This is a genomic window from Mycobacterium sp. NPDC051804 (assembly GCF_044452905.1).
GTDB lineage: Bacteria > Actinomycetota > Actinomycetes > Mycobacteriales > Mycobacteriaceae > Mycobacterium.
In genome coordinates this window covers 520,080-544,613 of the sequence record NZ_JBITCD010000007.1, presented here as the reverse complement: position 1 = coordinate 544,613, position 24,534 = coordinate 520,080, and the positions used below count along the sequence as shown (strand labels likewise).

Sequence of the window (24,534 nt, the reverse complement as noted above, 5' to 3'; positions counted from 1 at the left end):
GAGTCGGCGGGGGAGCAATGTCATCGATACTGATCGTCGGTTTTCCTGCGCACGGTCACGTGGCGCCACTGCTGGCTGTCGCCGAACAGTTCGTTCAGCGCGGTGACGACGTGCGGTTCATCACGGGCGCGCTCTTCGCCGACAAGGTCGCCGCCACAGGTGCGACCCACGTGCCCGTGCATCCCGACGCCGACTTCGACGAGCGACCGCTGAGCGAGCGCTTTCCCCAACGCGCCGCACTGAAAGGCTCCAAGGCCGTCGCTTTCGACATCGAGCAAGTCTTCGCCAAACCGGCCAAGCCGCAGTACGAAACAATCATGGCGGCGCTGGCATCACAATCCGCCGACGTCGTCATCGCCGACGTCGCTTCGCTGGGCGCGGCGTTCCTGCTCGGGCACCAGCGACCGACGCGGCCCCCGGTGATCATGTGCGGCATCATCCCGCTACCGCTGGAGAGTCGCGACACCGCGCCTTACGGCATGGGGCTCAAGCCGGCCAGGATCGGAAATCGTGCGCGTAACACCATGCTCGCGGCGGCATCTCGGCGAGCGCTGCGAAAGGCGCTTCGCACCATCGATGATTCCCACCGAGAGGTGCACGGCACCGACATGCCGTGCTCGTTCATGGACTGGGGGCGGCACGCGGACGCCATCGCGCAGTTCTGCGTTCAGTCGTTCGAATACCGCTTGTCCGACGCACCGGCCAACCTTCACTTCATCGGACCGTTGTGTGCCAACAGCTCTCAGGCACCGCTGCCGGAATGGTGGTCGGATCTCGACGGAACTCGTCCCGTCGTCCACGTCACCCAAGGCACGATCGCCAACACCGATTACGACCAAGCCATTGCACCGACTCTGCGTGCGCTCGTCGACCAGGATGTGCTGGTTGTCGTTGCGACGGGCGGGCGTCCCGTCGACACGTTGCCGGCGTTACCCGCCAACGCGCGTGCCGCAAGCTTCCTTCCTTACGACGAATTGCTGCCGCGTACTTCGGTTTTCGTGACCAACGGCGGCTATGGGGGCGTCCAGTACGCACTACGCTACGGGGTACCGATCGTCGCCACCGGCGGCAAGGAGGACAAGCCAGAAGTCGGTGCCCGAATCGCGTGGTCGGGTGTTGGGCGACGAATCAGAACCGAACACCCAACGCCGACAGCGATGCGTCGCGCCATCCTCGACGTCCTGAGAGACCCGCGCTACCGCCAAGCCAGTGGCCGCGTCGCGACGGACATGGCCGCAGCTACCGGCTTCGCAGGTTTGGCCGGCATCGTCGATCGGCTCATCGCTGCATCGGATAGTGAGACCACCCAGCATTGACCATCAAGTAGCCGATCGGCTACCGTGCGAGTTGCCGATCGGCTACCGACGTATTGCATGGGATGGGCTCGACGATGAGACGAACTGATGGCGAATCGATCATGCTGTGGGCATTGCCCGCACTCGTGATCATCTGGGTTTCGGCGTTCTTACTTTTTCCCGGCTTCCTGCATCCGATGTCGCCGAACATGACCGCAGAGGAAGTCGCGAGCTTCTACCGCGATGAGACCGCGCGGATCCGCTACAGCATGATTCTGTTCAACTGGTTCGGTGTGGGGTTGATCCCCACCGTCATTCTGTTGGCGATGCAGGTGCGCAGGATGGCACACCGGACGCCGATCATGTCCTACTGCCTGATCGCCTGCGCGGGTGGACCGCCCACGCTATTCCTCATCGCCAACATGTTCTGGCTGCTCGGATCATTCCGACCGGAACGCGCGCCCGAACTGACCCAGTTGCTCAACGACCTCGCGTGGGTCACCTTCACCGTCTTGGTTCCCTATTTGATCGCGCAATGCCTATTGCTCGCGCTGGCCATCTACTGGGATCGCCAAGAAAGGCCCGTGTTCCCGCTGTGGGTGGCCCACTTCAATCTGCTCATCGCGGTTGCCCTGGCCCCCGCGGCGTTCGGGGCGCTGACTTTCGACGGCCCCTTCGCGTGGGACGGAGTGTTGTCGTTCTGGATGAAAAACATCGCGATTGCCATTTGGATCGTTGTGATGGGAGCTGTTCTCAGCCAGACCATCCGACGCAGGCGAGCCGAAACTGTGGTTGCTTCATGACCACCTCGACAACCGTCATGGCGGGGATTCCCGAGGCCCCGACTGATTCACGGCTGGGCCGTCTGGTCTGGAACTGTCGCTACCATCCCAAACGCGAACTGTGGTTCGCGTGGTGGGTGATGGTGGTCTTCTACCAGCTGTACGGTGTGTTGTTCTTCCTCGTCACACGCGTCCAGCCCCCGCCAAGCCCGGCCTGGGACACGCCGATGATCGTGCAGTGGTTCGACGACCGTCACCACGGCCTGCTTGCCGGCTTCGGCATCGTCTTCTTGATCTCCGGCATGTGCGCACCGATGAATGCCCTTCTCGCATACTCGATGCGACGAATGTCGGTGAGTCGTGTCTTTGCGTACTCGTACTTGATCATGTATTCGCTCAGCGCAATCCCGGGCATGCTCGTGATGGCGATCGCGATGACGGTGGGGGCGCTTCGGCCTGAACGGGATCCTGAGCTGATCCACTGGCTCTACGATTTCGCGTTCCTGTCCTTCAGCGGAACCATGGGAGTGTTCCTCGTCGGATCCGTGGTGTGGTTGGTCGCGATCTTGCTGGACAAGAACAACGTATTCCCGAAGTGGTTCGCATACCTGGGGCTGTGCAACGCGTTGACCGAAGTCGTAGTTGCGCCGGCATGGATATTCCAACGCGGAGCATTCGCGTGGAACGGTGCTATCGCGTGGTGGATCAACATGGTGGTGTTTGTCACCTACACAGCGGTCTTCATTGTGCTGTTGCGGAAGATGATCGAGCGCGAAGACTTCAACACGGGACCGCTACCGGATCTTCCGGGCAAAGGTGAAACCGCTTCCGCGGGTTCTGTTAAGGCACTCCAATGACCAACGTCGCGGATCCGCAACTGAACGAGACGCCGACGCGTTTTGTGCCGGGACAGCCAGACATGTGGCTGTTCGTACTGTTCGAAGCGCTCCTGTTCACGGGGTATTTCTCGGTCTACTTGGTATCCCGGACTCAGAACCAGGAGCTCTACCTGCAGTCGCAGGCCGATCTGGATCTTCGGATCGGCGTCATCAACACCATTGTCTTGCTGGCGAGTTCGTGGGCCATCGCCCGTTGCGTCCGAGCGGCGCGCGAAGGCGTGTATCCGGCGGCATTGAGGTACGCCTACGTGACCGTCGGCTTCGGCGTGGTGTTTGTCATCTCAAAGGTGCTGGAGTGGATCCATGAGATCCGCTTGGGTAATACGTTCACCAGCGATGAGTTCTTCCAGCACTATTTCTTCTTGACATCCCTGCACTGCATCCACGTGTTGATCGGTTTCATCGTGCTGGGCGTGGTCGTGTACCAGTTACGCAGCCCAGAGCGGCGATCTCAGCAGCTCGTAGAGACAGGAGCAACCTACTGGCACACAGTCGATTTCCTGTGGGTCCTGATCTTCGCGATGCTGTACGTGGTGAGGTGATCGGTGAGTAATACGTTCAACAGGAGACTCCTGATCGTCTGGTCGATCCTGACGCTGCTGACCCTGGCCTACGTCTGGATGGATGAAGCGGTCGATCAGAACGGAACGCTTACGGCCAGCACTGTGGTCACCGTGAGCGCAATCGCGATCGCTCTTATCAAGGTGCGCATCATCTTCCGGGAGTTCATGGAGGTGCGCCATGCCCCCGCATGGCTGTGCCGACTGACCGATGGCTGGGTGGTTCTAGTCGCCACCTGCCTGTTAGGCAGCTACTTCGTCGGCACGGCTATAGCGGCCTAGGACTTCCGCGCGACAAGGTTACGGCGTGCGCGCAGACACGGCCAGGCCGGCTCGGTAGCCGAATACCATTGCGGGGCCGAGTGTCCCGCCCGCACCGCCGTAGGCTTTCCCGGTCGCGCCGGCCATCGCATTACCCGCGGCAAACAGCCCCGGGATCGCCGCGCCGCTGACGTGCAGCACCCGGCCGTCACGGTCGGTGCGCGGCCCGCCCTTGGTGCCCATCGCACCGATTGACACCGGCACGGCGTAGTACGGAGGGGTGTCGATGGGGCCCAGCGTCTTGCCCGCTGACGTCGTGGCGTTGTCGTCACCCCAATAGCCGTCGTAAGCGCTCGAGCCGCGGCCGAAGTCAGGGTCCTGCTCATGAGCGACGTTCTCGTTCCACGACGCGAGCGTGGCCGCTAACCCGGCCGCGTCGATACCCGTCTTCTCACCGAGCTCCGCGAGATCGGCTGAGGGCGCGAACCAGTCCGGGGCCTCTTCCTCGGGCAGCACGCCCAGGAACCCGTATCGCTTGAAGTGCTGCGAGTCGAAGACGATCCACGCCGGATCGTTCGCGTATCCCAGCTTGGGGTCGAGGAAGTGGAACGGCCCTGCCATCGAGTTGTACTCGCCCGCCTCGTTGAGGAAGCGCCTGCCCGCCCGGTTCACGATGATGCTTCGGGGCCGGGTGCGCTCGAGCCGCACACTGCGGCTGCGTGGATGACCCTCGAAGGTGTCGTCCGGCAGCTGCACAATCGGCACCCACCACGCCTCACCCATATTGGCCAGGTCGGCACCGTGCGCCATTGCCATGCGCAAGCCATCGCCGGTGTTGTTGGGCGGTGAGACGGCACCTCGCATCGGGCCGCGCAGATACGCCTCGACCAGTTTCGGGTCCCATTCGAACCCGCCCGTACCGAGTACTACCCCGCGGCGAGCGCGGACATTCAACTCACTGTCGCCCTGCATGATTCGTACCCCGGTGATGCCCAGCGCGTCGGCGAAAAGCTCGACGGCACGCGCATTCGTGTGCGGAACGACACCGAGGTCGAGCAGTCCCTTCAGCAGTCCGGAGATCAAGGCGGTGCCCGCCACGCAGTAGTCACCCGATTCGTCGTCGACCGACGCGTGGATGCGGGCCCGGGTCTCGGCGTCGATACCGACATTGCTGAAGTCGGCGGGGAACGAGGTGACGCGTTCGCTCCACTCGCCGAGCCGGGACCGGTCGAACGGCTTGGCGTTCAATGACCGCCCGCCCGCCGGGCGTCCACCGGGCAGTTCGGGCTTGTAGTCGGGGAACCCCTCGGCAACCTCGAACTGCAACTCGCTGTGCGCCTCGACGAAGTCGAGCATCTCCGGGCCGGTGCGGACGAAGGTGTCCACCATGTCGTCGTCCATGAAACCGAGCGACTGCGCACGCAGATAGCTCATTGCATCCTCGACCGTCAGCTCACCCTCGGCGGAGCGGTCATGCGCCGGAATCCAGATGATGCCACCGGAAACCGCCGTCGTACCGCCGACTGTCGCGGCCTTCTCGTACACCTCGACCGAGGCTCCGTTGACCGCCGCCGTCAGTGCCGATGTCAGGCCGGCACCGCCACTGCCCAGTACGACGACGTCGACCTCATGATCCCAATTGGTCACGTGCTCAATCCTTTCGGCGATCCTCAGGACAGGATCGCGGACAGTTCGTTGGCCGCCTTGATCACCGCGTCCCTACCGTTCATCACCACATCTTCGCGGTGGGAGATGAGGTTGATGCACGTCGGCGGTGACGGTGGTTGTCTGTGCACGGGTACGGACAGACCGTAGGTGTTGGGCTCGACCTCGCCGTGGGTGATCACCCAACCTTGTTGCCGGGTACGGGAAACCAGGTCGCGCTCACCGGGCCGCGGCGGCATGCTCGCCAGCAGTGCGAGTCCGGCGGCGCCGCGGTCCAGGGGATAGCGGCTGCCTTCGTGAAAAGACAACTGGTAGTAAACATTTGTCGGCACGATCACCGCGATGGCCACCTGCTGGTCGCCCTCGGCGACGAGCAGCGAGACCGTACTGCCGAGTTCGTCCGCCAGCGTTCGGAGGGTGGGCAGGCTCAGCTGGCGCAGATGATTGTCGAACGACGCACCGAGCACCGCGAGCGCGGCGGCTGCACGGTAGCGACCGTCCTCGCCCTTGGCCACGAGCCGGAACTGAGACAGCGTGGACAACAGGCGATACGCGATCGTGCGGTGCACGCCGATGTCATCGGCGACCTGTTGCGCCGTCAGGCCAGATCGGGACGTCGCAACCAACTGCAGCGCCGCCAAACCCCTCGCCAGCGTCTGCGAGCCGGGCGCGCCCGCCGGCGCGGCGTTGGGGCTCGCCCCGCCGACCGAATCGGACCCGACCGAACCAGACATGGCACCTACCTGACTTTCCTTGACATCTAGCACTCAGGAGAGTGATGCTCTGACTATAGTGCACATGTACGTGCGATAAATGAGCACAGTGCTTACAAAATACGAGAATTAAATTCTCGCCGTCAAGAGAGGTGACGAGTGCCGGAATCGTCTCCACTGCTCGACTTCGAGAGCGTCTGGAGTGACCTTCAGGGCGTAGCGTTCTCGCAGGGATATATCGACGCGGGCGGCGTACGCACCCGCTATCTGCACGCCGGTGACCTGGCGAAACCCGCTCTGGTCTTCCTGCACGGTTCGGGTGGGCACGCCGAGGCGTACGTCCGGAATCTCGAGTCGCACGCCGAGCATTTCTCGACCTGGTCGATCGACATGCTCGGTCACGGATACACGGACAAACCCGGACATCCGCTCGAAGTCGACCACTACGTGTCCCATCTGACGGCGTTCCTCGACGCCATCGGTGCCGAACGCGCTCACATCAGTGGCGAGTCGCTGGGCGGCTGGGTGGCCGCGCGCGCTGCGGCCGACCAGCCGAATCGGATCGACCGGTTGGTGCTCAACACCGCGGGCGGCTCGCAAGCCGACCCCGAGGTGATGAAGCGCATCATCACGTTGTCGATGGCGGCGGCCGAGAACCCGACATGGGAAACGGTGCAGGCACGCATCAAATGGCTGATGGCCGATAAGACCAAGGACTACGACGACATCGTCGCCAGCCGCCAGCGCGTGTATCGCCAACCGGATTTCGCTGCCGCGATGAGCGACATCATGGCGCTGCAGGATCCTGACATCCGTGCACGGAACCTGCTCGGCCCGAAGGAGTACGGGTCGATCACCGCGCCGACGATGGTCGTGTGGACCAGCGATGACCCGACGGCCGATGTCGCCGAGGGGCGCCGCATCGCCTCGATGATCCCCGGTGCCAGGTTCGAGTTGATGCCCGGCTGCGGGCATTGGCCGCAATACGAGGATCCCAAGACCTTCAACCGGCTGCACCTCGATTTCCTGCTGGGTCGCGCATGAGTTTGACCGAAGCGGATGTCGTCATCGTCGGGGCCGGTCCGTCCGGTCTGACGCTGGCGAATATTCTTGGGCTGCAGGGAGTCCGGACGCTCATCGTCGAAGAGCGTGACACGCTCATCGACTACCCCCGCGGAGTCGGACTGGACGACGAGGCCCTCCGCACCTTCCAGTCCATCGGTCTCGTCGACCGCGTTCTGCCGCACACCGTGCCGAATCAGATCTTGCGCTTCTTCGACGCCAAACGCCGGTTGCTCGCCGAAATGGCGCCGCCCGACGCACGTTTCGGTTGGCCCAAGCGCAACGGCTTCGTTCAGCCGATGGTCGACGCCGAACTGTACGGCGGGCTCGATCGCTTCGATCACGTCGAGGTGCGGTGGGGACATCGCATGCAGAACTGCGTCGAAACCCCCGACGGAGTCACCCTGGAGTTCGCCGACGGCAAGGAGTCCGTGCACGCGCGTTACGTCGTCGGGTGCGACGGCGGGCGCAGCGCCACGCGCCGACTGATGGGGGTGTCGTTCGACGGCACCACCTCCTCGACGCGCTGGCTGGTGGTCGACGTCGCGAACGATCCGCTCGGGCATCCGAACAGCGAAGTGGGAGCCGACCCCAAGCGGCCGTACGTGTCCATTTCCATCGCTCACGGAATCCGACGCTTCGAATTCCTGATTCACGACGACGAGTCCGACGAACTCGCTGATGATCCTGCGTTCGTCAGACGCATGCTCGCGCAACGGGTTCCGCATCCCGATCGGGTCGACATGATCCGCCACCGCGTGTATACCCATCACTCGCGCATCGCCGGGTCGTTCCGCGAAGGTCGGCTGATGCTGGCGGGCGACGCTGCACATCTGATGCCGGTATGGCAGGGCCAGGGTTACAACAGCGGTATCCGCGACGCTGCCAACCTGGGGTGGAAGCTCGCTGCGGTGGTCAATGGCCAGGCCGGCGACGCCCTGCTCGACACTTACGACACCGAGCGCCGCAAACATGCCCGGGCGATGATCGACCTGTCCACCATGGTGGGGCGCGTCATCTCGCCGACGAACCGGCGCGTGGCCGCGCTGCGCGACCGCGTCATCCACGGCGCGTCGCTCGTCCCGACGTTGAAGCGCTACATACTCGAGATGCGATTCAAGCCGATGCCGCGATACCAGCAGGGCGCGGTGTTCCATGCCGCTGGCAGTCCGGCGAACTCGCCGACCGGCACCTTGTTCATCCAGCCGCGCGTCGATACGCGGACGGACCAGAACGTCCTGCTCGACGACGTCCTCGGCACCGGTTTCGCCGTGCTCTGCTGGAGCAACAACCTGCGCGCGGTTCTCGGTGACGAGGCATTCAATCGCTGGAAGGCGTTGGGGGCCAGTTTCGTCGAGGCGCGACCAATGACCCAACTGCACTGGAGCGGTCACGACGACGCCAGCGTGACGGTCGTCGGCGATCGGACGGGTGCGCTGAAATCCTGGTTCGACGTCTTCACCGATTCCGTGCTGTTCGTGCGTCCTGACCGATGCATCGCAGGCGCGTGCATCGCGCAGCGCGCACCCGAAGTGAGCGCGTCGCTGTTCGACGTTCTCTGTCTGACCCAGGAAGGAGGCTCGAGTTCTCATGGCACTGGCCCTGTGTTGCATGTCCCACAGTCCGCTGCTGAACCTTCCGGGACCGTCGCGGGATCTTCTTGACGACGTCGAGTCTGCCCTGGGAGCCGCACGCAGTTTCGTCGCGGACTTCGACCCCGAACTGGTCGTGGTCTTCTCACCCGACCACTACAACGGATTCTTCTACCGGACGATGCCTCCGTTTTGCATCGGCACCGCGGCTGCGGGTGTCGGCGACTACGGCACCCAGGCGGGCCCGCTGGATGTGTCTGCCGACATCGCCAACGACTGTGCGCGGGCAGTGCTCGAATCAGGTGTGGACGTGGCGCTTTCGGCAAGCATGGACGTCGACCACGGCACGGTCCAACCCCTGGAGAAGCTCTTCGGTGACGCGACGTCTAAGCCCATGATCCCGATCTTCATCAACTCTGTGGCCACACCGCTCGGCCCTCTTCGCAGAGTCCGGGCACTCGGTGCCGCGGTCGGCTCCTATCTGGCCACGTTGGGTAAGCGGGTCCTCGTCGTGGGATCCGGCGGCCTGTCGCACGATCCGCCGGTGCCGACGCTAGCCACCGCGCCCCCCGCGGCGCTGGCACGGATCGTGGGTGGTGAACCGATGACGCCGGAACAGCGGCAGGCAAGGCAGGTGGCGGTGATGGACGCCGCGCAGGCGTTCGCGCACGGCGACAGCCCGCTGCAACCGCTGAATCCCGAATGGGATCAGGCGTTCCTCGACTTGGTCGACTCGAACCGTCTCGACGAGGTAGACGGCTGGTCGAACAGCTGGATCGAACAGCAGGCCGGTCACTCCGCACACGAGATCCGCACGTGGATAGCGGCGTTCGCCGCACTGGCGGCGCACGGCCGGTACGAGACTGGGCACCGGTTCTATCGCGCGGCGCCGGAACTGATCGCCGGATTCGCAGTCAGGACGGCGGTGTGTAACCCGTGACCATCGATACGTTCGATCACACCGTGGATGTGCTCGTCATCGGCTCCGGCGGCGGCGGCATGACCGCGGCCCTGGCCGCTGAAGCGTTCGGCCTCGACACGCTCGTGGTCGAGAAATCGCCTCAGTTCGGTGGTTCCACCGCGCTCTCGGGCGGCGGCATCTGGGTGCCGGGCGCGCCCTCGCAGCGCGAAGCCGGCTACGTGCCAGACCCCGACGGCGTGTTCGAGTACCTGCAGCGGATCACCGGCGGCCTGGTGAGCGACGCGCGGTTGCGCGCATATGTCGATACCGCGCCGGAGATGATGCAGTTCCTCCAAAGGCGCAGCCGGTGGTTCGAATTCGTCTGGAAGCCCGGCTACGCCGACTACTACCCGGAGCTGCCCGGTGGCTCCGAATTGGGCAGCACCATCAACGTCCCCGCCATCGACCTTCGCGAACTCGGTGACGAGGAGCAGAACCTGCTGCAACCGCTGGCGCTGGCGCCCAAGGGAATCTGGTTCGCCCCCAAAGATCTTCGCTTGTTTTACCAGGTGCGGCAGAACTGGCGCGGTAAGGCCGTGCTAATGAAACTGATCTGGCGGATGTTCCGCGCTCGGGTGTTCGGTGACCGAATGGCCGCGATCGGCCAGTCGCTTGCGGCCAGGATGCGCCTGGCGCTCAAAGAGCACAGCATTCCGCTGTGGCTGAGCACACCGATGACTGAGCTGATCACCGATGTCGACGGAACAGTGACCGGGGCGGTCATCGAGCGAGATGGCCATCTTCAGCGCATCGGCGCACGGCACGGTGTGATCCTCGCCGCGGGCGGCTTCGATCACGACATGGAGTGGCGCAGGCAGCATCTGCCCGTCCTCGAGAAGGACTGGAGCTTTGGCAATCCCGCATCGATGGGTGATGGAATCCGCGCGGGGGAGAAGGTCGGTGGCTCCACCGAGCTGCTCGACGAGGCATGGTGGTTTCCCGCGATGTGCTGGCCCGACGGCAGGCTGCAATTCATGCTGAACGAGCGCATGATGCCCTCGCAGTTCGTCGTCAACGGCGACGGCAAGCGGTTTATCAACGAGGCGGCGCCCTACATGGACTTCGCTCACGCGATGATCGAGGGACAGAACTCCGGCGTCGACCACATCCCGTGCTGGCTCGTCACCGACATCCGCTCGTTCCATCGCTATGTCGTCGGTGGCCACCTGCCGATTCCGAAGGTGCCGTTCGCGCCGGTGCCGACTGGGCGGAAGATTCCCAAGGCGTGGCTGGAGTCCGGAATCGTGGTCGAGGCCAACAGCTTCGAGGAGCTCGCGACGAAGATCGGCGCACCGCCCGCGCAGCTACGCGCCACCGCCAATCGCTTCAACGAGCTGGCACACAAGGGCCACGACGATGACTTCAACCGCGGCGATTCTGCGTACGACAACTACTACGGCGACCCGACGCTGCCGAACCCCAACCTATATCCGCTGGGAAAGCCGCCGTATTACGCGTTCCAGATCATCCTCGGTGATCTCGGCACCTCGGGTGGGCTGCGCACCGACGAGCACGCGCGCGTGCTCCGCTCCGATGAGAGCTTCGTGAAGGGGCTTTACGCCGTCGGCAATACGTCGGCCGCGGTGATGGGGCGCAGCTATGCGGGTGCGGGCGCGACCATCGGACCTGCGATGACCTTCGGCTACCTGGCCGCCAAGCACATCGCAGACCAGTTGCCCGACAAGGCTGTTCAGTCTGGCCCTCAGACCGGTTCGACACTAAAGATCGAAAGGTAACGAAATGAAGATCTCGCTGTTCTATGAATTCCCGCTGCCGCGGCCGTGGAGCGACGACGACGAGCACAAGCTTTTCCAGGATGGTCTCGACGAGGTCGAGGCTGCCGACAAGGCCGGCTTCTCCACGGTGTGGCTGACTGAACACCACTTCCTCGAGGAGTACTGTCACTCCACCGCGCCCGAGATCTTCCTGTCGGCGGCGAGTCAGCGCACCAAGGACATCCGCCTCGGTTTCGGCATCATGCACCTACCGCCGGCGGTCAATCACCCTGCGCGCGTGGCAGAGCGCGTCGCCACCCTCGACCTGCTTTCCAACGGCCGGGTGGAGTTCGGCACCGGTGAATCGTCATCGGTGGGCGAACTCGGCGGGTTCGGTATCGATCCCGCAGACAAGCGTGCGATGTGGGAGGAGGCGCTCGAGGTGTCCATCCGGTGCATGACCGAGGAGCCGTTCACCGGATTCAAGGGTCAGCACATCGAGATGCCGCCACGCAACGTCGTCCCCAAACCGCTGCAAAAGCCGCACCCGCCGGTCTGGGTGGCCTGCACCCGTCCCGCCTCGGTGTCGATGGCCGCCCAAAAAGGCCTCGGTGCACTGAGTTTCGCCTACACGGGCCCCGGCCCGCTGACCGAGCGTGTCAACGGGTACTACAAGGAGTTCGAAGAGAGCGCCGTGCCCGTCACACCGCAGATGAACCCCAACATCCTCGCGATCGGCGGCGACCTGTCGATGATGGTCGCCAAGACCGATGAACAGGCCATCGAGCGGCTCGGAAAGGGCGGCGGCTTCTTCGCGTTCGGGATCATGCACTACTACATGACCGGCATGCACACCCCAGGCCGTACTGGGGTGTGGGAGCGGCACCTCGAAGAGATCGAAAAGGATCCGAGCATCGTCTACGGCCCGGACCGCGGCCCGATCGGCAGTCCTGCGACCGTGCGCGAATTCCTGCGCGGTTACGAGGAAAGCGGTGTCGACGAACTGATCCTGCTCCTTACGCCGCGGCGTCACGAGGAGACGATGGAGTCCATCGAGCTAATGGGCAAAGAAGTCCTGCCCGAGTTCATCGAGCGCGACGAAAAGGCAAGGGCTGACAAGGCCAAGCGGCTCGCGCCGGTCCTCGAGAAGGCCGAGGCGCGCAGGCCCAAGTCGAAGGCACCGCTGTTTGACGAGACCTACGCATTCGGCGGTCTGCCCACCGGTCGCGAGAACTACACCGCCAACGAGGTGTCCCTGGCGATGGACGAGATGAACGCCGGTATCGAGGCGGCGGCTGCGAAACTCAAGTCAGGGGAAGGGTGGACGAGCAGAAACCCCACTGCCGACAAGAGTTGATCCATGACTGACGAGCTGTGGCGTTACGACGGCCGCCGGGTCGTTGTCACCGGATGTGCTTCGGGTATCGGCGCTGAGGTGGCGCGGCAGCTCGCCGGTCTCGGCGCGGAGGTGGTCGGACTCGACATTCGCCCACCCGACGCCGACCTCGGTCAGTTCATCCCGCTGGATCTCCACGACCCGGCATCGATCGACGCGGCGGTTGCGTCGATCGGCGGTCGCGTCGACGCCCTGTTCAACATCGCCGGGGTGTCGTCGGGGATCCGGGATCCCCTGCGGGTGGTCACCATCAACTTCCTCGGTACCCGGCGGTTTACCGAAGCGCTGATACCGAGCATGCCGCCGGGATCGGCCATCGCCAACGTGTCGTCACTGGCCGCATCGGGCTATCGGGAGAACGCCTTTGTCACGGCGGGGTTGGTCGACACCGCGACGATGGCCGAGGGAATCCAATGGTGTGAGCGCAATTCGGATGCCGTCGCCGACGGTGGCGGCTACCGGCTTTCCAAGGAAGCGATCATCCTGTATGGGATGGCCAATGTCGTGGTGTTGGGCGCCAAGGGAATCCGGATCAACTGCACGGCGCCGGGCGTCACCGACACCCCGATTCTCGACCAATTGCGGTCCGCGTACGGCCAGGAGTTCTTAGACTCCTTCCACACTCCGTTGGGGCGTGCGGCCACGCCCGACGAGCAGGCCAGCGTGCTGGTCTTCCTGAATAGCAAGGCCGCCAGTTACCTCACCGGACAGGTGATCTGGGTGGACGGTGGCACAGTCGGCGAGACAGATCTCGCCGGGTCGGTGACGCGACGATGAGAGGCGAGTTATGGCCAGCATGACCGACTTTCGGCGGGTCGCCGACGACGTCCGCAACTGGGGACGCTGGGGCGACGACGACGAGATCGGCACCCTCAACTTCATCACGACGGAGAAGATCGCGCAGGCCGCCAGTCTGGTCCGGCACGGCAAGTTGTTTCCCCTCGGTGTCGACTTCGGCTCGTCCGGGCCGCAGGGGGCATTCCACTTCCGGCAGAACCCGTTGCATGTGATGACGATCGACGGTGGCGATGCGAGCACGCTGGCCGAATACGGTCCGCCCTGGCTGAAGAATCCCGCCGCGATGCAGCTCAGCGAGTACTGGACCAGCGGCCCGATGCGGTTCAACGATGACGTCATCATCATGCCGCTGCAGGCCGCGACCCAGTGGGATGCGTTGTCGCACGTGTACTACGAAGACAAGCTGTACAACGGCTTCCCGGCGAGCTCGGTGACCAGTCTGGGTGCCTACCACTGCGGTATCGACAAGGTCGACGGCAGGGGCATCACCTCACGTGGTGTGCTGCTCGATATCGTGCGCCTGCGCGGTGTGGAGACGTTCTGTGACCTCGGCGACCCGATCACCCCCGCCGAACTCGACGAGGCCGCTCGCCAACAGGGCGTAACCGTCGAGCGCGGCGACATTGTCCTGGTCCGAACCGGTTGGTGGGCACGGTTTCTCGAGACACGCGACGGCGCTGAACCAGGCGCCGGGCTGGACTGGACGTGCGCCTCGTGGCTGCACGACCACGAAGTCGCGGCTGTCGCGGCCGACAATCTGATGGTGGAGAACCCGGTTCCCGGCATCGACGGCTGTTTCCTGCCGATGCACATGCTGTGCCTGCGCGATATGGGGCTGATGCTCGGCGAGTACTGGGATCTCACGGCATTGGCAGCGGACTGCGCGGCCGACGGTGTCTACGAATTCCAGCTCATCGCACCGCCGCTCCGGGTGACCGGCGCCGTCGGATCTCCCGTGAACCCGATCGCAATCAAGTAGGTAAAGGATCATGACCGCAAGCACAACCACCGGCGGGGCTCCGCTGATCGTCGGCCTCGGCGGCACACTTCGTGCCAATTCCTCGACGGAGCGCGCGATTCGCCACTGCCTGGCATCGGTCGAACGCCAGGGCGGCCGAACCCGCTTCTTCAGCGGGCCCGACCTCGACCTGCCGATGTACGCACCGCACGAACTGGAGCGCACGCCCAAGGCCCTCGAATTGGTCAGTGCCCTGCGCGATGCCGACGCCGTCGTCGTCGGATCGCCGGGCTACCACGGGGCGATCTCCGGCCTGGTCAAGAACGCGCTCGACTACATCGAGGATCTCCGCGAGGATCCGCGCGTCTATCTCGACAACACCCCGTGGGGCTGCATCAGCTGCGCGTACGGCTGGCAGGCGGCGGTAGGCACCCTGGGTCAGCTGCGCTCCGTCGGGCACGCACTGCGCGCCTGGCCGACGCCGCTCGGAGTCGCCATCAACTCGGCCGACAAGATCTGGGACGACGCAGGCGAATTGACCGACACCTCGGTGTGCGATCAGCTCGACATGCTGGCCAGCCAGCTGCTCACCTTCGCGCGCGCCGCGTGGGAAACCACGTGAGCGCAGCGCGCAAGAGCGTCCTGGTCGACGGGCTCGCCACCGGTTACCTCGAGGCGGGACAGGGTGATCCGGTCGTTCTGCTGCACGGCGGCGAGTTCGGCGTCAACGCCGAGATCGCCTGGGAGAACAACATCGGCGCACTCGCGCAGCAGCATCGGGTCCTGGCGCTGGAGATGCTGGGCTTCGGCGAGTCCGCGAAGGTCATCGACTTCAACGACGGCCGGGGCATGCGCATCCGTCACATCGCGCGCTTCTGCGAGACGGTCGGGGTCGAGACAGCGCATTTCATCGGGAACTCAATGGGCGCGGTCAACCTGTTCGTCGACGCCACGTCGGAGTCGCCCGTGCTGCCGGTGCGCAGCATGGTGATGATCTGCGGCGGAGGCGAGATCCAACGGAACCAGCACTCGGCCGCGCTCTACGACTACGACGCGACACCGGAAGCCATGCGCCGCATCGTCGAAGCCCTTTTCGCCGACCCCTCGTACGTGGCCGACGAGGGGTACGTGCGACGGAGGTACGAGTCGAGCATCGCCCCCGGCGCGTGGGAAGCCCTGTCGGCGGCGAGGTTTCGCCGGCCCGGCCTGGATGCACCGCCGCTGCCGTCAAGCGTACGGGCCTACGACCGCATCACCGTACCGACGCTGGTGGTCGAGGGCGGCGGGGACAAACTGCTCCCGCGAGGCTGGGCCGCCGAGATCGCCGCGCAGATCACGTCCGCCCGTTCGGCGGTGATCCCCGATGCCGGGCACTGCCCGCAGATCGAACAGCCCGCGGCGGTCAACGACCTGCTGCTGGCGTTCCTTGCCGAGCAGCGCGAAGGAGCAGCGAGATGACAGACGAACTGGCCGGCAAGGTCGCGGTCGTCACCGGCGGCGCGTCGGGCCTCGGGGAAGGCTTGGCGCGCAGGTTCGCCGCGGAGGGCGCCCGGGTGTTGATCGGAGATGTCGACACCGCCAGCGGCGCTGCCCTCGCTGCCGACATCGGTGCCAACGCGGTCTTCGTCGAAGCCGACGTGTCCGACGTCGATCAGGTGAGCGGGCTGGTGTCGACGGCCGTCGAAAAATTCGGCGGCCTGCACGTCATGGTCAACAACGCCGGAGTGTCGGGCACGATGCACCGCCGGTTCCTCGACGATGACCTTGCCGACTTCCACAAGGTGATGGCGGTCAACGTGCTCGCGGTGATGGCGGGTACGCGCGATGCCGCACGACACATGTCACAGCACGGCGGCGGTTCGATCATCAACTTGACGTCGATCGGCGGCATTCAGGCCGGTGGTGGTGTGATGACCTACCGGGCGTCCAAGGCCGCCGTCATCCAATTCACCAAATCGGCGGCAATCGAGTTGGCCCACTATGAGATTCGGGTGAACGCGATCGCGCCCGGCAACATCCGCACCGCGATCGTGCGTAAATCCGCGACGGGGGAGGATCTCGAGAAGCTGGAACAGTTCGAGGCGAAGATCCGCGAGCAGATGCGCAACGATCGGCCACTCAAACGCGAGGGCACGATGGAAGACGTCGCCGAAGCGGCGCTCTACTTCGCCACCGACCGCTCACGCTACGTCACCGGCACCGTGCTACCGATCGACGGCGGCACGTCCGCGGGCAAGGTGATCGCGCGCAAACCCAAGTCCGACTAGCACTCGGTGGTGCATCGCTATCGACGAAATGCAGCGAAAGTGCGAGTGCAGCTCTGCATTTCGTTGATAGCGATGAAGCCCTAACTGCCGCCGTCCGCGCGGTCGACGTGTTCGGCGACCAGTCGCGGGTACCGGCCGCGGTCTGGACGGAAGATGTCGTGCGGCGAGTCGGGGAACTCGACCAGTTGCGCGTGCGGGAACAGCGTCCGATAGCGCGACCACTGTTCGTCGCCCACGAGAAAGTCCTCGCCACTTCGCACTGCGAGCAGCGGAAGTTGCTGCCGGGCAAGCCGACCCCACATCGACCGCTCCTGCGCTGCGCGGAACGTCTTGTTCGCGGCGTCCACATCGAGTCGGTCGATGACCGGGGTTCCGCGCCAACGACCGGCGAGCAGGCGCCGCGACATCTCGGGGGTCAGCACCTTCTCCTCGGGCACGTAGTCGCCGATCGCGACCGAGCGAACGCGCTCGAAATTCGCCAGTGCCCACGTCAGCGCATAGGTCGTACCCCGGGAGAACGTCACCACGTGCACCGGTCCGTCGGTGACGGCGTTGATCACCGCGCCGACGTCGGTGCCCAAGGTTGCGGCGTCGTATCCGCGCGGCGGAGCGTCGCTGCGGCCATGCCCCCTGAGGTCGATCACGACGGTCCTGCGCTCGAACAGCGGCAGGACTTCGGTGTAGTCCTCGGCTACGCACGTCATCCCTGGCACGAAGATGACGGGAGCGCCGCGGTCGTCGCCGCCAGAGTCGAGGTAGTGGATCCGTACGCCGCCGTTGTCGGTGAACCGCGAGTTGGCCCCGGAATGAGTCATGGTCAGCCGGACTCTATGCGTCGCCGGCATCTCCGCAGGCAAGGGCCCCAAAAAACTGTTCCAGAAAATTAAATCAGTCGCTTGACTTAAAGGCTGCGACGCGGTTCACTGATCTGGTGACCACAGCCAGCAGGACCGTTCGCACCGAGCGCGCCAGCATCACGCGGGAAGCGATCCTGGCGGCAGCCGAGCGCTTGTTCGCCGAACACGGTGTGTACGCCGTTTCCAATAGGCAGGTCAGTGAGGCCGCGGGCCAGGGCAACAACGCCGCGGTCGGGTATCACTTCGGCACCAAGGCCGACCTTGTGCGCGCGATCGAGCAGAAACACCGCGTGCCCATGGAGCGGATGCTCGCACGAATGGTCGCCGACACCGCCGACTCGACCGATCTGCGGGACTGGATCGCGTGTTTGGTGTTGTCGCTGACTGAACACCTCGATCAGCTCGGCAACCCGACCTGGTACGCGCGCTTCGCCGCTCAGGCACTGGCCGATCCGGCCTACCAGAAGATCGTGGTGAAGGACGCGCTGGCGTCACCGTCGGTGCTGCTGGTCGTGCAGGGCATCACGCGTTGCCTGCCCGACCTACCGATGACCGTCGTCACCGAGCGCAACATCATGGTGCGAAACCTGATGATGCACACCTGCGCCGACTTCGAGCGTTCCTTCGCCGAAGGCGCGGTCATGCCCCGAACCACATGGAGTTCGGTCGCATCCGGCCTCATCGACGCGATCGTCGGCCTGTGGCAGGCGCCCATCACGGAGCGACCGTGAGGGTCAGTGTCGATCAGGACAAGTGCGTGTCCTCCGGGATGTGCGTGATGAACGCAAGCGACGTCTTCGACCAGCGTGACGACGACGGCGTCGTCGAACTGCTCATCTCCGAGCCCGGACCCGATCAAGCCGAAGAAACCCGAAAGGCCGCCGCGGCATGCCCAGCGCTGGCCATTCACATCGAGGAATGACGGAGAATTCATGTCAGACACCCTTGCCACCGAACACGTTTCGGCAGACGTCCCCGAGTACCCGATGGAACGGGAAGCTCGGTGCCCGTTCGCGCCGCCGCTGCCGATGCTCGAGATGGGCGAGGCCAAGCCGCTGTCGCGGGTGCGGATCTGGAACGGCACCACGCCGTGGCTGATCACCGGTCACGAGGTGGCGCGGGCGCTGTTCTCGGATTCGCGCGTCAGCGTCGACGACCGGCGTGACGGATTCCCGCACTGGAACGAGCACATGCTGTCGACGGTGAACAAGCGGCCGCGGTCGGTGTTCACCTCCGACGCCGAAGAGCACACCCGGTTTCGGCGGATGCTGTCAAAGCCGTTCACCTTCAAGCGTGTCGAGGCTTTGCGTACCGCCATCCAGGAAGTCACCGACGAGTGCATCGACCAGATCCTCGCGGGGCCGCAACCCGCCGACATAGTGGCCAAACTCGCGCTGCCGGTGCCGACGAAGGTGATCAGCGAGATGCTCGGCGTCCCCTATGAGGACCACGAGTTCTTCCAGCACCATGCCAACGTCGGGCTGGCCCGCTACGCATCCGCGGAAGAAGGCCAGAAGGGGGCGATGAGCCTTCACAAGTACCTGATCGATCTGGTCGAGAAGAAGATGGAGAACCCTTCCGAGGACGCGGTTTCCGACCTGGCTGAACGGGTGACCGCGGGCGAGATCAGCGTCAAGGAGGCTGCGCAGCTGGGCACAGGTCTGTTGATCGCCGGCCACGAGACGACCGCGAACATGATCGGGATCGGCGTGCTGGCTCTCCTGGAGAACCCCGAACAGGCTGCGCTGCTTCGCGATTCTGACGATCCGAAGTTCATTGCCAACGCGGCCGAAGAGCTGATGCGCTACCTGTCGATCATTCAGAACGGCCAGCGCAGGGTGGCCATCGACGACATCGAGATCGCCGGCGAGACCATTCGCGCGGGCGAGGGCATCATCATCGACCTGGCCCCGGCGAACTGGGACGCAGCCGCCTACCCCGAACCCGACCGGCTCGACTTCACACGTGACGCCGGTCAGCAGCTCGGCTTCGGCTACGGCAGACATCAGTGCGTCGGTCAGCAACTCGCGCGCGCCGAACTGCAGATTGTGTTTCACACGCTGCTGCGCCGCATCCCGACGCTCAAGCTGGCGATCCCGTTCGACGAGGTGCCCTTCAAACACGACCGACTCGCCTACGGCGTCTATGAACTTCCGGTGACCTTCTAGCACCGAACAGCCCGCCCCACAGCCCGATTGGAGTACCAAACGATGTCCACCCCAACAGCTACCCTCTATCCACCAGAAGGTTTCGGCGCCCCCAAGAACCGACAGGGCCACGCCTCAGCGGACGGCCTGACTGGGCTCCCCAAAGGCACCGAGATCTTCTCCGCCGACAACCACATCTCCGTCGCCGACGACATCTTCTACGAGCGCTTCCCCGAAGAGCTCAAGGGCGCGGCCCCCCGTATCTGGTACGAGGACGGCGCATACATGGTCGGCATGAAGGGCAAGGCCTGGACCGGCGGTGATTTCGGCCGCGTGCTCATGCAGTACGACGACCTCGCCGGTGCCGCGTCGAACAACATCGAGGCCCGCATTCGGGAGCTCAAAGAGGACGGTATCGACAAGGAGCTGGCCTTCCCTAACGCGGTGTTGGCGCTGTTCCACTATCCCGACAAGTCGCTGCGCGAGCGCGTGTTCCGGATCTACAACGAGCACATCGCCGATCTGCAGGAACGCTCCAACGGCCACTTCTATGGCGTCGGCCTGATCAACTGGTGGGACCCCAAGGGCACCCGCAGCACGCTCGAAGAGCTGAAGTCGTTGGGCCTGAAGACGTTCCTGCTCCCGCTGAACCCCGGCAAGGACGACGAGGGCAACATCTACGACTACGGCAGCACCGACATGGACGCCGTCTGGGACGAGATCGAAGCATCGGGCATCCCGGTCAGCCACCACATCGGTGAGACCCCGCCCAAGACGCCGTGTCAGCACAACAGCGTCGTCGTCGGCATGATGGTCAACGTCGACTCATTCCGCGAGCAGTTCGCCAAGTACGTGTTCTCCGGCATTCTCGACCGTCACCCGTCGTTGAAGATCGGCTGGTTCGAGGGCGGGATCGCTTGGGTGCCAACCGCTCTGCAGGATGCTGAGCACATGCTGGCCTCCTACCGGCACATGTTCAACCACCAGCTCGAACACGACGTCCACCACTACTGGGCCCACCACATGAGCGCATCGTTCATGGTCGACCCGCTTGGTCTGCAGCTGATCGACCGCATCGGCGTCGACAACGTGATGTGGTCCTCGGACTATCCGCACAACGAGAGCACCTTCGGCTATTCCGAGAAGTCGCTGGCGTCGGTCGTCGAGGCGGTGGGCGCGGAGGACGCGGTGAAGATCGTCAGCAACAACATCAAGAACTTCCTGGGAATCTCGTGACGACGGTGTCCTTAGGCTCGACAGGGTCTTCGTCGCTGCTCGACATCCCGGATCTGCCCGACCGCGCCAGGATGTACCGCGAATGCGGGGCTCGGCTACGAGCCTCCATGAAGGACAAGGGCGTCGATGCGCTCATTCTGCTCGGCAACGGCAACGTGGTGTACGCGACCGGCGCCAGCTGGCCGCTGTTGGACGCGGGCCTATCGCACGTCGAGCGTCCGGTCGCGATCGTGCTCGCCGACGATGAGCATCCCCACCTGTACATGCCGTTCGCCGAGGGCAGCGCATTCGACACAGAGGTTCCCGCGGACCACGTCCACGGTCCGCTGTACCTCGAATTCGACGAGGGCGTCGAGCATTTCGCGAAGGTGCTCGCGGGCCTAGTCCCACCGGGTGCCTCCGTCGCAGTCGACGAGCTCACCGGCGCGATGCGACGCGCCGCGGGAACACTGTTCCCCGCCGGTCCACCGACGGATGCTGCACTCGTCGTGGGCCCGGCCAAGCTGGTCAAGACCGTGGACCAGATCGCCGCTGTCAGAAGTGCCTGCCGTATCACCGAGCAGGCCCTCGTCGACGTCCAGCCATTGGTCGCCCCCGGCGTGAGCCAGATGGACCTCTCGGCGCGATTCGTCCGGCGGGCCTTCGAACTCGGTGCGACGACGAACATGATCGAAGCCATCTGGCAGGTGATGCCGACAACCCGCAGCAGCGGTGCGGTGTGGACCACCACCGGTGATCTGGCGTTGCCGTTGTTGCCCACGGAGAAACCGTTGGCCAAGGGCGACGTGCTGTGGACCGATATCAGCATCACCTTCGAGGGATACTGCTCCGATTGGGGCCGCACTTGGGTGGTGGGGGAGGATCCGACGCCCGAACAGAACGCGAACTTCGCCAAGTGGCGGTCGATTCTCGACGCCGTGCTCGCCGTGACCAAGGCCGGCGCCACCGCCGGTGACCTGGCACGCGCGGCCATCGCCGCCAACGGCGGCACCAAGCCGTGGCTGCCGCACTTCTACCTCGGCCACGGTATCGGCACCAACGCCGCCGAAATGCCCATGATCGGAACGGATCTCGGTGAGCAGTTCGACGACAACTTCGTGTTCCCCGCGGGCATGCTGCTCGTACTCGAGCCCGTCGTCTGGGAGGACGGCACCGGCGGCTACCGCGCTGAGGAGATCGTGGTCATCACCGAGGACGGCTACCAGTCCATCACTGATTACCCCTACACGCCCTACGGACTGAGTTGACCCATGGCTGAAGAAATCGTCCCCGACGACCTCGCTCTGCGCACCGGCCGCCGTGAGCGCGCCATCGCTGCGATGGACGCCCACGATCTCGACGTCCTGGTGCTGGGGCGCCAGGCCAACGTCCGTTATGTGACTGGTGCGCCGCAACTCTGGGTCGCGGGCACCCGGCCTTTCGCGCCGATCTGTGTCCTGGTGCGCGCCACCGGAGAGATCCACCTCAACAGCACGTGGGATGAGGGCATGCCCGAGGAGATCGGCCACGACCATCTCTACGGACTGGCCTGGAACCCGATGACCATTATCGAGGTGCTGAAGGGCATCGACGGTGCGGCGACGGCGCGGCGCGTCGGGACCGACGCCATGTCACCGTCGTTCGCGCAGCTGCTGCCGATCGCGTTCCCCACCGCAGAATTCGTCGATGCCGAGGTGGCGATGAAGGCCGCGCGCCGGACCAAGACGCCCGACGAGATACGGGTTCTACGGGGTGCACTCGACGTCGCCGAGCGTGGCCTCGCGGCAGCGGTGTCGGCGCTCACGGTGGGCACCACCGAACAGGCGCTCAACGGCGTCCTCATGGAGGCGATGACCGCGGGCGGGTACAGCACCTCCGCGACTCAGGACGGCGCGTGGATCACGTCGGGAGACCACACGTGGCGCGTCGGTCGGCGCGATCGCAAGATAGCCGAGGGCGACCTGGTGGCCTTCGCCGCAGGCGCGCTCGCCGATGGATACGTGGGTGAGGTCGGCAGGACGTGGCCGGTCGGTGACGTTCCCGGCGCGGACGCGCTCTTTGGCCGGTCAAATGAGCTGTGGGAGAGGCTGGTCGACGCGTGCCGACCCGGCGCATCGGCGGGGGATCTGCTCGCCTCATACGACGCCGCAGGTGAGGCGCTGCCGCCGATTCCCGTCGCACACGGTCTGGGGCTCGGCTTCGATCCGCCGGTGATCTCACCGGATCTGGCGAAGACATCTGCCGATGAACGCCTGGATCCGGGCACGGTATTGGCCGTCACGGCCTATGTATGGGAGTCAGGTGTCGGTGCGGTGTTCCGACGCGACGCCGTGCTCATCACCGAGACGGGACCCGAAGTACTCACGGCCAGTCCCTCACCGGCTCAGGCCGCCGCCGGAATCAGCTAGAGGAGAGCCAATGTCCGACAACGGTAGTCGCCCTACTCCCGAAGAGCTCATTCTCTACGACAAGGACCCGAAGACCAAGATCGCCACGATCACCTTCAACCGTCCCGAGTACCTGAACGCGCCGACGTCGATGGCGCGGCTGCGCTACGCCGACCTGCTGCGCGCGGCGACCGTCGACAACGACGTCAAGGTCGTCGTGATCCGCGGCGTCGGTGACAACCTCGGCAGCGGCGCCGACCTTCCTGAGTTCATGGAGGGCTACGACAACACCGACCTGCGACTGGCCGAGTTGCGACTGGAGGACGACGGGGTCGGCGAGGTCAACTATCCGCCGTCGGGCACGTTCCGCAGCGGGGCGACGATCAGCGCGTGGTACGCGAATGTGCAGGCAGGCAACCGGCCGCTGCAGGAATTGAAGAAGATCAGCATCGTCGAGGCCAAGGGCTACTGCTACGGCTGGCACTTCTACCAGTGTGCCGATGCCGATCTCGTGATCTCCTCAGACGACGCGCTGTTCGGACATCCCTCGTTCCGCTATTACGGCTGGGGACCGCGGATGTGGACGTGGATCCAGATGATGGGACTGCGCAAGTTCCAGGAGATGGTCTTCACCGGACGGCCGTTCACCGCCGCCGAGATGTACGACTGCAACTTCCTGAACAAGGTCGTGACACGCGACCAGCTCGAGGCCGAGGTCGACAAGTATGCGCGGGCCTGCGCGCGAAATCGGCCCGTCGACACCGTCTTCCAGCAGAAGATCTTCTTCGAGGTCTACAAGCAGCACCAGGGTGAGTACATGGGCAGTCTGCTGTCCGCGTTCTTCGAATCCATGGGTAGCGGTGTCGCCAACGACGATCAGGACGACCTGGACATGATGGAGTCGATCGACAGCGGACTGGCCGCTGCGGTCAACGACAACGACAGTAAGTTCCCGCCGGACTTCCGGCTGAGCAAGTCGAACCGCAACAAGGACAAGTAGCAGC

Annotated in this window: 25 protein-coding genes; 22 read left to right on the top strand and 3 right to left on the bottom strand. The window is 64.6% G+C overall.

Annotation, left to right across the window (positions count from 1 at the left end):
* The first annotated feature begins 17 nt into the window (after positions 1 to 17).
* The 5 genes from ACIA48_RS28555 to ACIA48_RS28535 all read left to right on the top strand — a co-directional run bounded on the left by ACIA48_RS28555 (position 18) and on the right by ACIA48_RS28535 (position 3,818).
* Positions 18 to 1,316 (top strand): glycosyltransferase, encoded by a 1,299-nt coding sequence (locus tag ACIA48_RS28555; RefSeq protein WP_396739385.1) that lies wholly within the window; start codon positions 18 to 20, stop codon positions 1,314 to 1,316.
* Positions 1,317 to 1,390: 74 nt separating this feature from the next.
* Positions 1,391 to 2,098, top strand: a complete 708-nt coding sequence (locus ACIA48_RS28550; RefSeq protein WP_396739383.1) for a hypothetical protein — start codon at positions 1,391 to 1,393, stop codon at positions 2,096 to 2,098.
* On the top strand, positions 2,095 to 2,934 hold the full coding sequence (locus ACIA48_RS28545) for a hypothetical protein (RefSeq protein ID WP_396739381.1): 840 nt from the start codon (positions 2,095 to 2,097) through the stop codon (positions 2,932 to 2,934). The genes ACIA48_RS28550 and ACIA48_RS28545 overlap by 4 nt, the downstream gene beginning before the upstream one ends.
* A complete protein-coding gene (locus ACIA48_RS28540; protein ID WP_396739379.1) occupies positions 2,931 to 3,518 on the top strand; it encodes a heme-copper oxidase subunit III in 588 nt (195 codons plus the stop codon). Before ACIA48_RS28545 ends, ACIA48_RS28540 begins: the two co-directional genes overlap by 4 nt.
* 3 nt (positions 3,519 to 3,521) lie before the next feature.
* On the top strand, positions 3,522 to 3,818 hold the full coding sequence (locus tag ACIA48_RS28535) for a cytochrome C oxidase subunit IV family protein (RefSeq protein WP_396739378.1): 297 nt from the start codon (positions 3,522 to 3,524) through the stop codon (positions 3,816 to 3,818).
* An 18-nt stretch (positions 3,819 to 3,836) separates the two neighbouring features.
* Here ACIA48_RS28535 and ACIA48_RS28530 read toward each other — a convergent pair whose 3' ends face one another.
* Both ACIA48_RS28530 and ACIA48_RS28525 read right to left on the bottom strand, forming a co-directional pair.
* On the bottom strand, positions 3,837 to 5,444 hold the full coding sequence (locus tag ACIA48_RS28530; protein ID WP_396739376.1) for an FAD-dependent oxidoreductase: 1,608 nt from the start codon (positions 5,442 to 5,444) through the stop codon (positions 3,837 to 3,839).
* 23 nt (positions 5,445 to 5,467) lie between these two features.
* A complete protein-coding gene (locus ACIA48_RS28525) occupies positions 5,468 to 6,196 on the bottom strand; it encodes an IclR family transcriptional regulator (RefSeq protein ID WP_396739374.1) in 729 nt (242 codons plus the stop codon).
* Between the two features lie 156 nt (positions 6,197 to 6,352).
* On the opposite strand from ACIA48_RS28525, the gene ACIA48_RS28520 reads away from it, so the two are divergent.
* Genes ACIA48_RS28520 through ACIA48_RS28475 form a run of 10 tightly spaced genes read left to right on the top strand, consistent with a single transcriptional unit; the run spans position 6,353 to position 16,924 of the window.
* Complete coding sequence (locus tag ACIA48_RS28520) at positions 6,353 to 7,219, top strand: alpha/beta fold hydrolase (RefSeq protein ID WP_396739536.1); 867 nt, start codon at positions 6,353 to 6,355, stop codon at positions 7,217 to 7,219.
* Entirely contained in the window at positions 7,216 to 8,901 is a 1,686-nt protein-coding gene (locus tag ACIA48_RS28515; RefSeq protein ID WP_396739372.1) for a bifunctional 3-(3-hydroxy-phenyl)propionate/3-hydroxycinnamic acid hydroxylase, read from the top strand. Before ACIA48_RS28520 ends, ACIA48_RS28515 begins: the two co-directional genes overlap by 4 nt.
* Entirely contained in the window at positions 8,849 to 9,769 is a 921-nt protein-coding gene (locus tag ACIA48_RS28510; RefSeq protein WP_396739371.1) for a 3-carboxyethylcatechol 2,3-dioxygenase, read from the top strand. The genes ACIA48_RS28515 and ACIA48_RS28510 overlap by 53 nt, the downstream gene beginning before the upstream one ends.
* Positions 9,766 to 11,526, top strand: coding sequence for an FAD-binding protein (locus ACIA48_RS28505; RefSeq protein ID WP_396739369.1), 1,761 nt, complete (start codon positions 9,766 to 9,768; stop codon positions 11,524 to 11,526). Before ACIA48_RS28510 ends, ACIA48_RS28505 begins: the two co-directional genes overlap by 4 nt.
* Positions 11,527 to 11,530: 4 nt before the next feature.
* Positions 11,531 to 12,862 (top strand): LLM class flavin-dependent oxidoreductase, encoded by a 1,332-nt coding sequence (locus ACIA48_RS28500; RefSeq protein ID WP_396739368.1) that lies wholly within the window; start codon positions 11,531 to 11,533, stop codon positions 12,860 to 12,862.
* A gap of 3 nt (positions 12,863 to 12,865) precedes the next feature.
* A complete protein-coding gene (locus ACIA48_RS28495; RefSeq protein ID WP_396739366.1) occupies positions 12,866 to 13,678 on the top strand; it encodes a coniferyl-alcohol dehydrogenase in 813 nt (270 codons plus the stop codon).
* Between the two features lie 10 nt (positions 13,679 to 13,688).
* On the top strand, positions 13,689 to 14,678 hold the full coding sequence (locus tag ACIA48_RS28490) for a cyclase family protein (RefSeq protein WP_396739364.1): 990 nt from the start codon (positions 13,689 to 13,691) through the stop codon (positions 14,676 to 14,678).
* 10 nt (positions 14,679 to 14,688) lie between these two features.
* Positions 14,689 to 15,279 carry an NADPH-dependent FMN reductase gene (locus tag ACIA48_RS28485; RefSeq protein ID WP_396739362.1) on the top strand — a complete coding sequence of 197 codons (591 nt, stop codon included), beginning with the start codon at positions 14,689 to 14,691 and terminating at the stop codon, positions 15,277 to 15,279.
* Positions 15,276 to 16,115, top strand: coding sequence for an alpha/beta fold hydrolase (locus tag ACIA48_RS28480; protein ID WP_396739360.1), 840 nt, complete (start codon positions 15,276 to 15,278; stop codon positions 16,113 to 16,115). Before ACIA48_RS28485 ends, ACIA48_RS28480 begins: the two co-directional genes overlap by 4 nt.
* On the top strand, positions 16,112 to 16,924 hold the full coding sequence (locus ACIA48_RS28475; protein WP_396739358.1) for an SDR family NAD(P)-dependent oxidoreductase: 813 nt from the start codon (positions 16,112 to 16,114) through the stop codon (positions 16,922 to 16,924). The genes ACIA48_RS28480 and ACIA48_RS28475 overlap by 4 nt, the downstream gene beginning before the upstream one ends.
* A gap of 80 nt (positions 16,925 to 17,004) precedes the next feature.
* Here the strand turns inward: ACIA48_RS28475 and ACIA48_RS28470 are convergent, their stop codons facing one another.
* Positions 17,005 to 17,739, bottom strand: a complete 735-nt coding sequence (locus tag ACIA48_RS28470) for an alpha/beta fold hydrolase (protein ID WP_396739356.1) — start codon at positions 17,737 to 17,739, stop codon at positions 17,005 to 17,007.
* A gap of 113 nt (positions 17,740 to 17,852) precedes the next feature.
* On the opposite strand from ACIA48_RS28470, the gene ACIA48_RS28465 reads away from it, so the two are divergent.
* From ACIA48_RS28465 to ACIA48_RS28435, 7 genes are all read left to right on the top strand, one after another.
* Positions 17,853 to 18,512 (top strand): TetR/AcrR family transcriptional regulator, encoded by a 660-nt coding sequence (locus ACIA48_RS28465; protein WP_396739535.1) that lies wholly within the window; start codon positions 17,853 to 17,855, stop codon positions 18,510 to 18,512.
* Positions 18,509 to 18,703, top strand: a complete 195-nt coding sequence (locus ACIA48_RS28460) for a ferredoxin (RefSeq protein ID WP_396739355.1) — start codon at positions 18,509 to 18,511, stop codon at positions 18,701 to 18,703. The genes ACIA48_RS28465 and ACIA48_RS28460 overlap by 4 nt, the downstream gene beginning before the upstream one ends.
* A 10-nt stretch (positions 18,704 to 18,713) precedes the next feature.
* Positions 18,714 to 19,949: a cytochrome P450 gene (locus tag ACIA48_RS28455; RefSeq protein WP_396739353.1), complete on the top strand. Its 1,236-nt coding sequence runs from the start codon at positions 18,714 to 18,716 to the stop codon at positions 19,947 to 19,949.
* Between the two features lie 42 nt (positions 19,950 to 19,991).
* The gene (locus ACIA48_RS28450; protein WP_396739351.1) at positions 19,992 to 21,164 is read left to right on the top strand and encodes an amidohydrolase family protein; all 1,173 of its coding nucleotides are present in this window, start codon (positions 19,992 to 19,994) and stop codon (positions 21,162 to 21,164) included.
* A gap of 71 nt (positions 21,165 to 21,235) precedes the next feature.
* Positions 21,236 to 22,411 (top strand): M24 family metallopeptidase, encoded by a 1,176-nt coding sequence (locus tag ACIA48_RS28445; RefSeq protein WP_396739533.1) that lies wholly within the window; start codon positions 21,236 to 21,238, stop codon positions 22,409 to 22,411.
* A 3-nt stretch (positions 22,412 to 22,414) separates the two neighbouring features.
* Positions 22,415 to 23,551 (top strand): M24 family metallopeptidase, encoded by a 1,137-nt coding sequence (locus ACIA48_RS28440; protein WP_396739349.1) that lies wholly within the window; start codon positions 22,415 to 22,417, stop codon positions 23,549 to 23,551.
* Positions 23,552 to 23,561: 10 nt separating this feature from the next.
* Positions 23,562 to 24,530: an enoyl-CoA hydratase/isomerase family protein gene (locus tag ACIA48_RS28435; protein WP_396739347.1), complete on the top strand. Its 969-nt coding sequence runs from the start codon at positions 23,562 to 23,564 to the stop codon at positions 24,528 to 24,530.
* Positions 24,531 to 24,534 lie beyond the last annotated feature (4 nt).

Excerpts from the sequence above, each read along its gene's own strand:
- ACIA48_RS28555 (WP_396739385.1), top strand. The coding sequence starts at position 18 with ATGTCATCGATACTGATCGTCGGTTTTCCTGCGCACGGTCACGTGGCG.
- ACIA48_RS28550 (WP_396739383.1), top strand. The coding sequence starts at position 1,391 with ATGAGACGAACTGATGGCGAATCGATCATGCTGTGGGCATTGCCCGCA.
- ACIA48_RS28545 (WP_396739381.1), top strand. The coding sequence starts at position 2,095 with ATGACCACCTCGACAACCGTCATGGCGGGGATTCCCGAGGCCCCGACT.
- ACIA48_RS28540 (WP_396739379.1), top strand. The coding sequence starts at position 2,931 with ATGACCAACGTCGCGGATCCGCAACTGAACGAGACGCCGACGCGTTTT.
- ACIA48_RS28525 (WP_396739374.1), bottom strand. The coding sequence starts at position 6,196 with ATGTCTGGTTCGGTCGGGTCCGATTCGGTCGGCGGGGCGAGCCCCAAC.
- ACIA48_RS28515 (WP_396739372.1), top strand. The coding sequence starts at position 7,216 with ATGAGTTTGACCGAAGCGGATGTCGTCATCGTCGGGGCCGGTCCGTCC.
- ACIA48_RS28510 (WP_396739371.1), top strand. The coding sequence starts at position 8,849 with ATGTCCCACAGTCCGCTGCTGAACCTTCCGGGACCGTCGCGGGATCTT.
- ACIA48_RS28500 (WP_396739368.1), top strand. The coding sequence starts at position 11,531 with ATGAAGATCTCGCTGTTCTATGAATTCCCGCTGCCGCGGCCGTGGAGC.
- ACIA48_RS28495 (WP_396739366.1), top strand. The coding sequence starts at position 12,866 with ATGACTGACGAGCTGTGGCGTTACGACGGCCGCCGGGTCGTTGTCACC.
- ACIA48_RS28490 (WP_396739364.1), top strand. The coding sequence starts at position 13,689 with ATGGCCAGCATGACCGACTTTCGGCGGGTCGCCGACGACGTCCGCAAC.
- ACIA48_RS28485 (WP_396739362.1), top strand. The coding sequence starts at position 14,689 with ATGACCGCAAGCACAACCACCGGCGGGGCTCCGCTGATCGTCGGCCTC.
- ACIA48_RS28475 (WP_396739358.1), top strand. The coding sequence starts at position 16,112 with ATGACAGACGAACTGGCCGGCAAGGTCGCGGTCGTCACCGGCGGCGCG.
- ACIA48_RS28470 (WP_396739356.1), bottom strand. The coding sequence starts at position 17,739 with ATGACTCATTCCGGGGCCAACTCGCGGTTCACCGACAACGGCGGCGTA.
- ACIA48_RS28455 (WP_396739353.1), top strand. The coding sequence starts at position 18,714 with ATGTCAGACACCCTTGCCACCGAACACGTTTCGGCAGACGTCCCCGAG.
- ACIA48_RS28450 (WP_396739351.1), top strand. The coding sequence starts at position 19,992 with ATGTCCACCCCAACAGCTACCCTCTATCCACCAGAAGGTTTCGGCGCC.
- ACIA48_RS28445 (WP_396739533.1), top strand. The coding sequence starts at position 21,236 with ATGTACCGCGAATGCGGGGCTCGGCTACGAGCCTCCATGAAGGACAAG.
- ACIA48_RS28440 (WP_396739349.1), top strand. The coding sequence starts at position 22,415 with ATGGCTGAAGAAATCGTCCCCGACGACCTCGCTCTGCGCACCGGCCGC.
- ACIA48_RS28435 (WP_396739347.1), top strand. The coding sequence starts at position 23,562 with ATGTCCGACAACGGTAGTCGCCCTACTCCCGAAGAGCTCATTCTCTAC.